The sequence below is a fragment of the Bradyrhizobium sp. CCBAU 21365 genome (genome assembly GCF_015291305.1).
GTDB classification, from domain to species: domain Bacteria; phylum Pseudomonadota; class Alphaproteobacteria; order Rhizobiales; family Xanthobacteraceae; genus Bradyrhizobium; species Bradyrhizobium elkanii.
Window position 1 is genome coordinate 2,536,998 of record NZ_CP030036.1, and the last position, 12,867, is coordinate 2,549,864.

A 12,867-nucleotide genomic window follows, 5' to 3' on the forward strand; every position below is an offset into this window, starting at 1 on the left:
GGGATCGTTAGGCGCACGGGCCGGCAATCGTTCACAATCCCGGGCCGGCTCGCGCGTGCGTTTTGCAGCATGGCCGTCCGGGAAGCTAAAATGACAAGGCAGACACGTCGAATGATGAGTGGGATATTTGCATCTGCCGGAGCAGCTTGTGGTGGACCTAGCAGCGCCTGCGCGTTGGTAGTTTCCGATCTGCAGATCCCATGTTGGACGCCTCCTCCAACAATATCCGCCGCATCCAAATGCTCGCCGGATCGGTATTGTGGAACGCAGGCCACTGCACGGCCTCGGTAAAAGTGGGCAGTGGGAGTGGTGGCTCGACGATCCGCAGGGGCATCCACTTTTCGAAGTGTCTGGCTAGACGTAAGGGCATTGTTCCTATGCGGCCCGTGTCGAACAATATGGGCGGAATCAGGCTAAAGCCCTGCACAACGACCTCGATGCGCCTTTTCAAGCCGTGCTCGAGCAAGAACCACTCCTCGAGGTTGGGCCTCAGCGCCCGTCCGAACTTGGCGGTGACGTGCCCCATTGAATTGTATTTCTCGAATGTAAGTGGTCGCAATAGCTGCTTGTTCGTGCGGCATCCCACGCATACGAGGGTCTCATCGAATAGCGTCGCCTTAGGATGCGCGCTCGACATGAACAATTCCGGCAAAATGAGAAAATCCACTTCGCCGCGGCGAAGCAGCTCACCGGGTTCATCGGAAAATGGCAGCAATTCGAAGCGCACCGCAGGCGCCTCCTGTGCGATACGATCAACAATTCTCCGAAAAAACACGATTGTCATGAAATCGGAGAGAATGACCCTGAAGCGTCGGCTCGACAGGGTCGGGTCGAACGCATCCCGAGAAATGATCGAGAGTTGGATGTGCAGCAGGGCCTCGCGAACCGGACCCGCAAGCGCCTCCGCGCCGGGTGTCGGGACGAGCTCGCGACCTCTCATCGTAAACAATTCATCGCGAAAGTAGCTGCGCAGCCGCGCGATCGCAGCGCTCATGGCGGGCTGGCTCAGGTTAATTTGGCGCGCCGCCGCTGTGAGGTTGCGCTCCGTCATTAGAGCATCGAGCGCAACGAGAAGGTTTAGATCAAGTCCCTTGAACCGCATGTCGTGAGTCTATCCATCGTGTGGATGTGTTCTATCGAAACAATCGATTTTACCAAACTGCGGATTGTTGGATAGCAAACATCAGTTTGGAAAATGAATTAGGTATGCCACGATGGCTATTGGTCGTACGCGGGCTCCGAGAAGAAATCCTGGACGTGCGAGGATCTGCCGAATCCGTGTGCGAAGTGGCTATCTCTGCCGCACGCGCGTTGCGCCTGTTATAGGTGCGACTCTCACGCGATGCGACGCTAGGCAGGCCTCGATAAACCTTCGTATGCGCGTTCCATCCCTTTCCATATCGGCGGTTTACCCGCGTACACTTGAGGGCGTGCTCAGCCTCACCTTAGTGTCGCGACCAAGCAGCGTGCGCAGATCGCAGATGCCGAATACTTCCGGCGACTGGCCAAATGGCGCGCCTGTCCATCGCAATACAAGGCGAGTCGAAGATGCATAAGACCGAAGTTGATCTAGTGCCCGCCGCGTGTGTCCTCGATGAGCTTTCACACACCGATGGGCAGCCCTCAGAGAGGGTAATGCCGATCGCGATCTTGGGCGCGACGGAGCTCTCCCAGGATGCAGATGGAGTCTGCACAACCCGATCGCCTCATTGGGATGTCCGGGCATATGTCGACCATGGCATTGCTGGAACGACACGTGCGAGCTGCGCCATCGTCTCGCCGCCAACGATGGCGCCACTCCGATTCAGTCAACTCTCGGGCGACCTGGCGAGAATAGTCGAGCGCGGATGCCGCATGCCAACACATTCCAGATTGATCAGCGGTTCGGCGAATAGCGAGTGTCTTACGTGACTATATCCGCTCTCATCCCTACTGGCGCAGGGAAGTCCGCCATGAATATTGCCGTGTCGCCGTCTGCGGAAGAGCCTTCCGCGCGCACTCAGGTCCAGTGGAGCCTTCGCTGGGAAAGCGAGCTGCAGCTCGCCGATCATGCCGAGCTCGCCGATTTCTTTCGTAAGAGCTATGGGCCGACTGGTGCATTCAATGCACAGCCATTCGAGGGTATTCGAAGTTGGGCCGGCGCAAGACCTGAAATGCGCGTAATCGGTTACGACGCGCACGGCGTCGCTGCTCATATTGGCTTACTGCGCCGCTTCATCAAGATTGGCGGCGTTGATCTTCTCGTGGCCGAACTGGGATTGTATGCCGTCCGTCCAGATCTTGAGGGGCTTGGAATTAGCCACTCAATGCGCGTGATGTATCCTGCGCTGCAGGAGCTTGGGGTGCCGTTCGGCTTTGGTACGGTCCGGCCCGCACTTGAGAAGCATCTGACCAGACTGGTCGGAAGGCGAGGGTTGGCAACCCTCATGCCAGGCATTCGCGTCCGCTCCACCCAGGCAGATGTCTACCCCAATTTGTCGCCGATCCGCATCGAAGACGTGCTCGTGGTGGTGTTCCCAGTTGGACGCTCAATGGGCGAGTGGCCGGCGGGAACAATTATCGATCGGAACGGGCCCGAGCTGTGAATGAACTCATCCCCCTATCTGCGGTGCGGTGCAACTACGGCGACGTTAGCGGAAGTCGTTCGGTCTACTTGACCTTCGATGATGGGCCCAATCCATTTTGCACGCCGCTCGTCCTCGATGTCCTGACGCAACATCGGGTCCCCGCGACTTTCTTCGTTATCGGCACGTACGCGGCCGACCAACCTGAACTCATTCGACGAATGATCGCCGAGGGGCACGAGGTTGCGAACCACACGATGACGCATCCCGATCTGTCCAGATGCGAAGCAGCGGAGATACATGATGAGGTGCTAACGGCGAGCAGGGCAATCCGATTGGCATGCCCACAAGCGTTGCCCCGGCACATGCGGGCACCCTACGGCATATGGACCGAAGACGTGCTTGCTACGTCGGCCAAGGCTGGCCTCGCTGCTGTGCACTGGTCGGTCGATCCGAGAGATTGGTCGCGTCCTGGGGTTGATAGCATCGTGAAGTCAGTGCTGGCGGCTGTTCGCCCGGGAGCAATTGTGCTCCTGCACGACGGATATCCGCCCGGCGAGGAGGCGTCGTGCATCGACAGTACCTCGCGTGAACAGACGGTGAGGGCGCTGGCATATCTGATTCCGGCACTGCAACTGCGCGGGTTCGAAATCCATCCGCTTCCTCAACTTCACTGAACAAAACTGGCACCCCATGGATCTGCTCGCTACAACCAGCGCTGTCGCCGTTTCGTCTTATGCGCTGCTCTCGACCATCTACAAGAGCGCGCAGGCGCTTTACGCTCAGCCGACCAATCCCTCATCGCTGCAGAACGATCTCGAGCAAGCCGGGGTGGTTCTGCCCAGCGTGGATGTAATCGTGCCCTGTTTCAATGAGGACCCAAACACACTCTCCGAATGCCTCGCGTCGATTGCAAGTCAAGACTACGCCGGAAAACTGAGAGTCATTGTGGTCGACGATGGATCCGCAAATCGCGATCTGTTGGGACCCGTACACAAAATCTATGCGAGCGATCCGAGGTTTCGCATCATCTTGATGGCCAAGAACGTCGGAAAGCGCAAGGCGCAGATTGCTGCGATACGCAGCTCTTCCGGCGATCTGGTCCTGAACGTCGACTCGGATACGATCCTTGCCGTCGACGTGGTCACGAAGCTTGTATCGAAGATGCAGGACCCCGACGTCGGCGCGGCCATGGGGCAGTTGGTAGCGAGCAATCGCAACGAGACCTGGCTGACCAAGCTGATCGATATGGAATACTGGTTGGCTTGCAACGAAGAGCGCGCGGCGCAGGCACGCTTCGGCGCCGTGATGTGCTGCTGCGGGCCGTGTGCCATGTATCGTCGCTCTGCGCTCGCCTTGCTGCTTGATCAATACGAAACGCAATTTTTTCGTGGAAAGCCAAGTGATTTCGGCGAAGATCGTCATCTAACGATCCTTATGCTCAAGGCGGGGTTTCGAACCGAGTATGTCCCCGACGCGATCGCAGCAACAGTGGTGCCGGACAGCCTTGGACCATATCTGCGACAGCAACTACGCTGGGCGCGCAGTACCTTTCGAGACACATTTCTTGCGTTGCGCTTGCTGCCCGAGTTGGATCGCTATCTGACGCTCGACGTTGTCGGACAAAATCTCGGCCCCTTGCTTCTCGCCCTCTCATCACTGGCTGCGCTCGCGCAGTTCGTCATCGGCGGGTCAGTGGCCTGGTGGACGGTGCTGACGATTGCGGCCATGACGATGGTCCGGTGCAGTGTGGCAGCGTTCCGTGCTCGCGATATGCGGTTTCTCGGCTTCTCGCTTCACACACCCATCAATATCTTTCTCTTGCTGCCGATGAAAGCCTACGCGCTTTGTACATTGAGCAATAGCGATTGGCTGTCGCGTAAAGTCATGGTGGCAAGCGACGGAGAGAATAAAGCTGTCATTCCGCATGCGGCCACCGGAATAAGCTCCGCGAGAAGTGGTGTGAGCTCTGCCGCAATTTGTAAGCCCGGGCTTTCGCACCGTGCATCGAGCGTGGCGGCGACCGAGAGTGTTTGCGGTCCCGAGCGATCGAGCGCCTACAAATAGGTTGGATGCCCCCGTGACATCGGACAAGAACTATCAGCTATTGGAGCGCGAATTGGCTGTCGATGATCCATGGCGGCTCGACAGCAATTCGTTCGAGCAGGAGCGATACGCGCAGATGCTGCGGATGTCGCGTTGCAACGGTGACGTTGTGCATGCCCTCGAGGTCGGATGTGCAGCCGGTGCGTTCACCGAAATGCTGGCGCCGCACTGCCAAAGGCTCACCGTGGTCGATGTCATGCCTCAGGCGATCGAGCGTGCGCGCCAGCGGACCAAGAGGTGGTCACATATCACATGGATAACATGCGACATTCAGCAGTTCTCGACGGCTGAGCAGTTCGATCTGATCGTCGTGGCCGAGGTTCTTTACTACCTCAAGGACATCGCCGAGATGCACACAGCCATCCTCAATCTGGTCGGTATGCTTGCACCAAATGGCGCTCTGGTGTTCGGGTCCGCGCGTGATGCTCCGTGTCGACGCTGTGGGCACGCTGCCGGTGCGGAAACAGTGATTTCTCTCTTCAATGAGAACCTATCCGAGATCGAGCGTCTTCATTGCCATACTGAGTCGGTCAATGAAGACTGTTTGCTCGTGCTGTTCCGGAAGCCGATTAACTCGTCAGAACAACCAAATTACGGTCATTAGGGCCAGGGGGTCGTATGCGCATCTGTGGCATCAAGTTAACACATGATGGGGCAATCGCTGTCGTCGAGGACGGACAGCTTGTCTTTTGCACCGAACAAGAGAAGCGCGGCAACAATCCACGGTATCAATCTGTCGATAACCTCGATGCAGTCGTGCTCGCGTTGGCTGAGCATGGCCTGGATCCACGAGATATTGATCAGTTCGTCATCGACGGCTGGGATGGAGAGATCGAGTCGCAGTTCCAGGTTCTCAGTGGGGCGGTTCCAATCGCGTTGAAGGGGGCGCCATATGTCGAGCGCCATGCCGAGGGCCTTCTAGATTCAGTCGATGGCTATGGCCTGATCCTTGGCGGCAAGGTGTTTCCCTATAAGAGTTACCCGCACGTCACCGGCCACGTCGCCTCGGCATACAGCACCAGCCCGTTTGCCAGCGCCGGAAAGCCCGCGTTCTGTCTGGTATGGGATGGCTGCATCTTTCCACGTCTCTACTATGTCGAACCTCGAGGCGCCCGACTCATTGCCAGTCTGTTTCCAATGATCGGTCATTCCTATGCTGCCGCGGGCCTTCATTTTGGCCCTTACAGGCAGCCGAATCGCACCAATTGGGACTTGGGCATCGCCGGCAAGCTGATGGCTTATATTGCGCTTGGCTCTTTCGACGAAACCATCGTGGCTGTGTTTCAGGAGCTTTACGAAAAGCGCTTCGCTGCGGATACGGAGCAGGCCCGTCGCTACCGCGCCGACATCAACAATGCTGAGGCATCGCTTGCCGCTGTACACGACTTTTTTGAGGCGAGCGCGCTGCGCTTGACGGCCAAGCGAGCCGAAGACGTCCTTGCGTCGTTTCATGTGTTCCTGGAACGTCTTCTTGTCCGGGAAATTGCGATGGTTTTGCTGCGACACTCGTCGCTTCCGGGCGCGAGAAACCTATGTGTAGCCGGGGGGTGCGGGCTCAATATCAAGTGGAACAGTGCGCTTCGGGCGACGGGACTGTTCGATGAGGTCTGGGTGCCGCCGTTTCCAAATGACAGCGGCTCGGCAATTGGCGCCGCTTGCAGCGCGATGGCGGCACAAAAGGGGTTCGGGCCACTAGAATGGTCAGTCTATAGCGGTCCGGCGCTGCAGGCCAGCGAAAGTCCGTCAGAATGGGAGCCTGCACCATGCACTCTCCGCGAGCTTGCGGCCATTCTTGCTGACAACAAACCCGTAATCTTCCTATCGGGACGCGCCGAGCTTGGGCCACGGGCGTTGGGTGGCAGAAGCATTCTTGCAGCAGCGACCTTGCCGGCAATGAAAGATCACCTCAACGACATCAAGCGCCGCGAGCATTTCCGGCCAGTAGCGCCGATTTGCCTGGAGGATCGGGCGCCGGAGATCTTCAGTCCCGGGACGCCAGATCCTTATATGCTGTTCGATCACCAGACCCGGGAGGAGTGGCGCGATAAGGTCCCCGCTATCGTCCATCTGGATGGCTCCGCGCGGTTGCAGACAGTCGCCCGCAACTCTCCACACAAAATCGCCGAGCTGCTCGTCGAGTTCGAACAGCTCACCGGCATTCCGCTGCTCTGCAATACGAGTGCCAACCTCCATGGACGAGGATTCTTCCCGGACGTGGCCGCCGCCTGCCAGTGGGGGCGCGTAGAGCATGTGTGGTGCGACGGCCTGCTCTGGACCAAAACCGTCGTAAGCAAGCCAACTTCGGCTGAACGCCTTTTGTCAGCCTAAGATGAACATGTCCACCGCAGCAATCGACCTTGCCGGCGTCAGAAAATCATTTGGCGACAAAATCATCGTCGATGAGCTGTCGTTCTCGGTTGCGCGCGGAGAATGCTTTGGTCTGCTCGGGCCAAATGGAGCCGGCAAGAGCACGATTGCGCGTATGCTGCTCGGGATGATCTCGCCGGATGCGGGCAAGATTACAATCCTCAACGAGCCTGTGCCTGCGCGCGCGCGTGTAGCACGTATGCGCGTTGGCGTTGTGCCGCAGTTCGATAACCTCGAGCTCGAATTCACCGTACGCGAAAACCTGCTGGTATTTGGCCGTTATTTCGGCTTGAGTGCTCGCAAGGTTGAGACGATCGTACCCTCGTTGCTCGAGTTTGCACGGCTGGAAAGCAAGGCGAACGTCCGCGTCGCGCATCTGTCGGGCGGCATGAAGCGTCGGCTGACACTGGCGCGGGCCCTGATCAATGATCCGCATCTGCTGGTGATGGACGAGCCCACGACCGGCCTCGATCCGCACGCGCGGCACCTGATATGGGAGCGTCTGCGCGTTCTGCTTGCGCGTGGCAAGACAATCCTGCTCACCACCCACTTCATGGAAGAAGCCGAACGCCTATGCGATCGGCTTTGCGTGCTCAAGAGTGGACGCAAGATAGCCGAAGGAAAGCCGAACGCCTTGATCGACGAGCATATCGGATGCGACGTGATCGAGATCTATGGCGGTGATCCACATGAGCTCGGTGAATGGCTCAAGCCTTATACTCGGAATATCGAAGTGAGTGGAGAGACGCTGTTTTGCTATGCGCCGTATCCGGAGCAAGTACGTGTTCAACTGCGCGGCCGAGCGGGCCTTCGCATTCTGCAGCGGCCGCCGAATCTCGAAGACGTGTTCTTGCGGCTGACCGGACGCGAGATGGAGAAGTGAGGGATGGGTGAAAGCTATGCGGCGCTAATGCCCGCTAATGCGTACAACTGGATTGCAGTATGGCGTCGAAACTTCCTGGCATGGAGGAAAGTCGCGCTTGCATCGGTTCTCGGCAACCTCGCAGATCCCATAACCAACCTGTTTGGCCTTGGCTTTGGGCTCGGGCTAATCGTGGGTCGTGTTGAAGGGACCTCCTACATCTCGTTCCTGGCAGCAGGCATGGTCGCGACCAGCGCCATGACGTCCGCGACCTTTGAAACCATGTATGCAACCTTTGCTCGGATGGATGCCAAGCGTACCTGGGAAGCAATCCTGTCCACACAACTCACGCTTGGCGACGTCGTTCTGGGCGAATTGGTGTGGGCAGCCAGTAAGTCCGTTCTGGCCGGAACCGCAATCGGAATTGTCGCTGCGACGCTGGGTTATGCGTCCTGGGCGTCCATTTTGTATGCGATGCCGACGGTGGCCTTGACCGGCCTTGTCTTTGCAAGTTTGGCGATGGTCGTCATATCTCTTGCGCCGAGCTACGACTACTTCGTGTTTTACCAGACGCTAATCCTGACACCCATGGTGTTTCTGTGTGGCGCAGTCTTTCCGATGAGCCAACTGCCGAGCTCCTTTCAGCACATCGCCGGCTTGTTGCCGCTGGCGCATTCGGTCGATCTCATCCGCCCGGCGATGCTGGACCGTGCGGCCAGCGGCGGGGCTGCCTTCCATGTCGGTGCGCTCTGCATGTACGCGGTATTACCTTTCTTTGTGTCGACGGTATTGTTTCGGCGCCGTCTGCTGCGTTGACGGAATTCGCGATGCGCTGTCTTGGTTGAGGTAGCGTGAGCTGCGACAGGGGCAGTCGCAATGGCTTTATAACAAGCCGGGCGCACGGCGCCGGATCGGTCGGACGGTGCGGGAACGCCCAGCACCCAAATAGGCTGAGCCGGCTCGGCGCCGGGCCGGACTTCGCAAAGCATTGGTTGTGCTTCCTGGCCCGCGTGGCCGAGGGAGCGTGACAGTACAGACGAACTAGTTGGGGAGGGCGGTTCGCCTTCCTGTCATGACCAAATGGAGAGCGAGATGTTGTGTCTCGGAGTGAGTGGCGGTCTGGACAGAATCTATCAAAACTCGGCCGAGCTGCCCAATACATTTCTGCACGATGGCGCTGCAGTGCTCGTGCGGGATGGCCGCGTGCTTGCTGCTGTCGAAGAAGAGCGCCTCAATCGAGTCAAGCACTCCAACAAGTTGCCAAGCAACTCGATCCGATACTGCCTTTCAGCTGCAGGAGTGGAGCTTGGCGAGATCGACCGCATCGCGTTCTACGCGACTGAATCCTACTGCAATACCATGCTGGAGCGGCTATTTCTTTCTCAGGCCGTGCCGTTAGACGCCAAACTGTTGCTACGTCAGCTGCTGGCGCGGGAGTTCCGCACCGAAGTCGATGCGTCGCGCGTGTTCTTCGTAAATCACCATGAAGCGCATGCCGCGAGCGCATTTGCCATGTCTGGATTCGAGCAAAGCCTGATCTTTACGGTCGACGGTGGCGGAGACTTTCTCTCAGGTCTGCTGGCAGTAGGGTCTGGCACCGAAATTTCGCAACTCGCAAGCTTTCCAGAACATAACTCTCTGGGGCTGTTCTATCTCGAGGCGATCCGTTATCTCGGCTACGGGTTGTTCGACGAGTACAAAGTGATGGGGCTTGCCCCCTATGGGGACCCTGCGCCCTATCGCGAGCTCTTCGCGCAGTTCTATGAATTGTTGGACAATGGCGGTTATCGGGTCCATCTGGATCGAATCGGCCCGGCCTTGATCCGCAGCATCCAGGTCCGGCGAAAGGGAATGGCATTCACACAGCAGCATCGAGACGTCAGCGCTTCGCTGCAGGAAGCGCTGGAGCGGATCATCTTTCATATCCTGCGGCATCATCGCGAAGCGACGGGCATGAAGCGCTTGTGCCTGGCGGGAGGCGTAGCCCACAATTGCACGATGAACGGTAAGCTGCTCTATTCCGGCCTTTTCGACGACATCTTCGTCCAGCCCGCGGCGCATGACGCCGGTTGCGCACTCGGCGCCGCATTGATGATGTCAAACGAGCTGGGCCGGCCCGCGCCGCGCGAGCGATTGTCGGACGTCTATTGGGGACCCGATCTCGGGACCGAGCAAGCCATAGAACACGAGCTCAATGCATGGTCCAGCCACCTCGATTTTCAACGTAGTGATGACATCGCAGCGAGTGCAGCGGACTGGATGGCAAATGGCGCTGTCATCGGCTGGGTTCAGGGCCGTTCTGAGTTCGGGCCACGTGCGCTTGGCAACCGCAGCATTCTCGCCGACCCGCGGCCAGCGGAAAACAAGAACCGGATAAACGCGATGGTCAAAAAGCGCGAGGGCTATCGTCCGTTTGCGCCGTCAGTGCTGGAGGAGGATGCAAGCGAGTTCTTTGAGCTCCCAGGCGGCAAGCGGGAGTTTCCCTTCATGAACTTCGTGGTTCGTGTGCGGGCGGCCCACCATAGCGTGCTTGGTGCGGTCACGCACGTTGATGGAACTGCTCGGCTGCAAACGGTCTCGCGCAACACAAATCCTGCCTATTGGGATGTCATTAATGCATTCAAGAAGCGAACCGGCATCCCGGTTCTTCTAAACACGTCCTTTAACAACAATGCCGAGCCGATCGTCGATTCCGTTTCAGACGCCATCGTCACCTTCTTGACGACCGACCTGGACGGACTTGTAGTTAAGCCATTCCTCGTCGAGAAGCGGCCGGCAACACTGCCGGATTGGTGTACACTGGGCGTTTCATTGCCTCCGTATGCATCCCTTCATCGTATTCGCTCTTACACAGCGGAAGATCGTCAGGAAACGGTTTCCGAGATCCGTATGGGACATTCGGGGCGCGAGAGCATGCGTATCTCGCATGAGCTCTTCGACCTGCTGATGCGGATCGAGGGGGAGGCCTCGCTCGGCTGGCTTCTCGACACAACTATGTTGGACCAGCCCCGGCGCGAAGATCTCGTCAAGGAACTTCGGCTCTTGTGGGAACAGCGGGGCGTTCGGCTGCATCCGCCACGCGCCGCTTGCGTCCGCATTAAAGCGCTGGGCGAAGCATAACCGGCGATCATATGTAAGACCAAGACTGCGCCTCCATGTACAGGAGGCTAGGCCGAGGTGGAATAGGGCACCAATAGGCATCCAGTTGAAATCGGGTATATCGGCGCAACAACTCTAGTGGAAGAAAAGAGGGAGGCGTTGAGAGAACCCACTACGAGGATAGCGCTGCTATGAAGTTCTACCGACGCAACGCGCGAGCAGCACAAGCGCCGACCATAACATCGGCCAAGACCATATGTGAGGTGTCTCCAATGACGTCTCTTGTTCAACCAGGAGTCCGGAAGGAGGCAATGCAGATGCCTGGCGGTTCGAAAAATGATCAGTTCGTTGTTTCCCGACGACGTACGGGCTTGGGCGACTGCCTGTGGTCGCTGGCTGCAGCGTGGCGTTTTGCCGAGCGGACCGGACGGAAGCTGGTCATCGATTGGCGGGGGTCCTGTTATCTCGATCAACCATTCACCAACGCCTTTCCCGTCTTCTTCGAACCGGTTCAAGATATTGCCGGCGTACAGGTGATCTGCGACGACCGGATCAACCAGCACTCATTTCCTGGACCATTTTTCCCGGCATGGTGGAATAGGCCAGCTATTGATTGCGCCTATCGCCCGGATGAGCAGATTTTCCGGGAACGCGATGAACTCGATCAGCTGTTCCAAAGCGGGCAAGATAGCGATGCAAATACAGTTGTGTGTGACGCCTGCCTGATGTGGCGCTGCGATGAGGAGGCTGAACGAGAGATCTTTCGGAGCATCAAGCCGCGATCCGAAGTGCAGGCACGGATTGATGCCATCTTCCGTGAGCACCTTGCGTCGTTCAGCGTGATCGGCATTCATGTTCGGCACGGCAACGGAGAGGATGTTATGGGGCATGCGCCCTACTGGGCTGATCCCGAGCGGGCTTTGCAACAGGTCTGTAACGCCATCGACAAGGCCAAGGCGTTACCGCATGCAAAACCGGTCAGGGCGTTCCTGTGCACAGACAGCGCGCACGTCCTTGAGAGGGTGTCAGCTATGTTTCCTGACGTTTTCACCATCCCAAAGCGCTTCCAGGCAGCTCAGGCCGGGCCGTTGCACAGCGCGGCGCTCGGAGCTGAGGGCGGCTTTTCCGCTCTCATCGAGATGTATCTTCTTGCGCGATGCGATACCGTGATCCGTTTCCCCCCGACGAGCGCTTTCACGCGCTATGCGCGCCTCTTTGCGCCGCGCGTTATAGAATTCGATTTGAACGATCCGAGCCGATTGATCTTGATTGAAGAAGCATCAAAAGAACTCGTGGCTTCATGAAAGTCGTAACCCGTCTCATCGATCTGATCGCCGCTTTTTGCATCGAGCAGCACTGCCACTACGTTTCCGGACGACAATTGATCGCCCAAACCGACGTTCCAACGGACCCTTGCCCTGGAGAACAGCAAGATGCGGCGGCCGAATGCCGTCCGCTGAAGCTCGATCTTGACAAGAGCGGCGTTACCGTACCGCCACCACGCTGACCAGATGGACATCGTCCTCGGCCTTGCCTCGCGACGACCCGCAAGTGAAAGCTTCTCGGCGGTTCGTCGCGGATCAAGTTTTCGAAGGAGGTTACGTTGGGCCGGTGAGTTCCGTTGCCGCGGCCGCCACTCGCTCGCGCGGACGGACCCTTCGGGTTCGAGCATTGAGTTGGACATTCAGTGCGCCCGCTCGTGATCGCGCAACCAATCAGCGCGGCGATGTGCTGCGATGAGCTCGGTATCAGTTGCGAGAAAACCTAACGTATGGAGTTGGTGCGTCAGGTTCTGTTTCGTACCGACACGGTTACTGGGTGTCTCCACCATCGTGACCGATCGTTGCCTCGACGAGGAGCGTTCCTTAT

At 58.1% G+C, this 12,867-nt stretch carries 11 protein-coding genes; 10 read left to right on the forward strand and 1 reads right to left on the reverse strand.

Annotated elements, in window-relative coordinates:
• Nucleotides 1-157: 157 nt before the first annotated feature.
• Nucleotides 158-1,102 carry a transcriptional regulator NodD1 gene (nodD1, locus tag XI02_RS11690; RefSeq protein WP_016848464.1) on the reverse strand — a complete coding sequence of 315 codons (945 nt, stop codon included), beginning with the start codon at nucleotides 1,100-1,102 and terminating at the stop codon, nucleotides 158-160.
• 850 nt (nucleotides 1,103-1,952) lie between these two features.
• Between nodD1 and XI02_RS11695 the strand changes: the two genes are divergently transcribed.
• The 10 genes from XI02_RS11695 (at nucleotide 1,953) to XI02_RS11740 (ending at nucleotide 12,505) form a co-directional block, all read left to right on the forward strand.
• Nucleotides 1,953-2,585: a NodA family N-acyltransferase gene (locus XI02_RS11695; RefSeq protein WP_026192374.1), complete on the forward strand. Its 633-nt coding sequence runs from the start codon at nucleotides 1,953-1,955 to the stop codon at nucleotides 2,583-2,585.
• Nucleotides 2,582-3,241, forward strand: a complete 660-nt coding sequence (gene nodB / locus XI02_RS11700; protein ID WP_016848466.1) for a chitooligosaccharide deacetylase NodB — start codon at nucleotides 2,582-2,584, stop codon at nucleotides 3,239-3,241. Before XI02_RS11695 ends, nodB begins: the two co-directional genes overlap by 4 nt.
• A gap of 16 nt (nucleotides 3,242-3,257) precedes the next feature.
• Nucleotides 3,258-4,631, forward strand: coding sequence for a chitooligosaccharide synthase NodC (gene nodC, locus XI02_RS11705; protein WP_018270192.1), 1,374 nt, complete (start codon nucleotides 3,258-3,260; stop codon nucleotides 4,629-4,631).
• The gene (gene nodS, locus XI02_RS11710) at nucleotides 4,594-5,274 is read left to right on the forward strand and encodes a nodulation methyltransferase NodS (protein ID WP_240536973.1); all 681 of its coding nucleotides are present in this window, start codon (nucleotides 4,594-4,596) and stop codon (nucleotides 5,272-5,274) included. Before nodC ends, nodS begins: the two co-directional genes overlap by 38 nt.
• Nucleotides 5,275-5,288: 14 nt before the next feature.
• Nucleotides 5,289-6,998 (forward strand): nodulation protein NodU, encoded by a 1,710-nt coding sequence (gene nodU / locus XI02_RS11715; RefSeq protein WP_018270194.1) that lies wholly within the window; start codon nucleotides 5,289-5,291, stop codon nucleotides 6,996-6,998.
• 1 nt (nucleotide 6,999) lies between these two features.
• Nucleotides 7,000-7,920, forward strand: a complete 921-nt coding sequence (nodI, locus tag XI02_RS11720) for a nodulation factor ABC transporter ATP-binding protein NodI (RefSeq protein ID WP_018270195.1) — start codon at nucleotides 7,000-7,002, stop codon at nucleotides 7,918-7,920.
• A 3-nt stretch (nucleotides 7,921-7,923) separates the two neighbouring features.
• The gene (locus XI02_RS11725) at nucleotides 7,924-8,715 is read left to right on the forward strand and encodes an ABC transporter permease (RefSeq protein WP_016842047.1); all 792 of its coding nucleotides are present in this window, start codon (nucleotides 7,924-7,926) and stop codon (nucleotides 8,713-8,715) included.
• 276 nt (nucleotides 8,716-8,991) lie between these two features.
• Nucleotides 8,992-11,019, forward strand: a complete 2,028-nt coding sequence (locus XI02_RS11730) for a carbamoyltransferase (protein WP_026192376.1) — start codon at nucleotides 8,992-8,994, stop codon at nucleotides 11,017-11,019.
• A 170-nt stretch (nucleotides 11,020-11,189) separates the two neighbouring features.
• Nucleotides 11,190-12,302, forward strand: coding sequence for a nodulation protein NodZ (locus XI02_RS11735; RefSeq protein ID WP_077231073.1), 1,113 nt, complete (start codon nucleotides 11,190-11,192; stop codon nucleotides 12,300-12,302).
• Entirely contained in the window at nucleotides 12,299-12,505 is a 207-nt protein-coding gene (locus XI02_RS11740) for a hypothetical protein (protein ID WP_125459275.1), read from the forward strand. Before XI02_RS11735 ends, XI02_RS11740 begins: the two co-directional genes overlap by 4 nt.
• The last annotated feature ends 362 nt before the right edge of the window (nucleotides 12,506-12,867 follow it).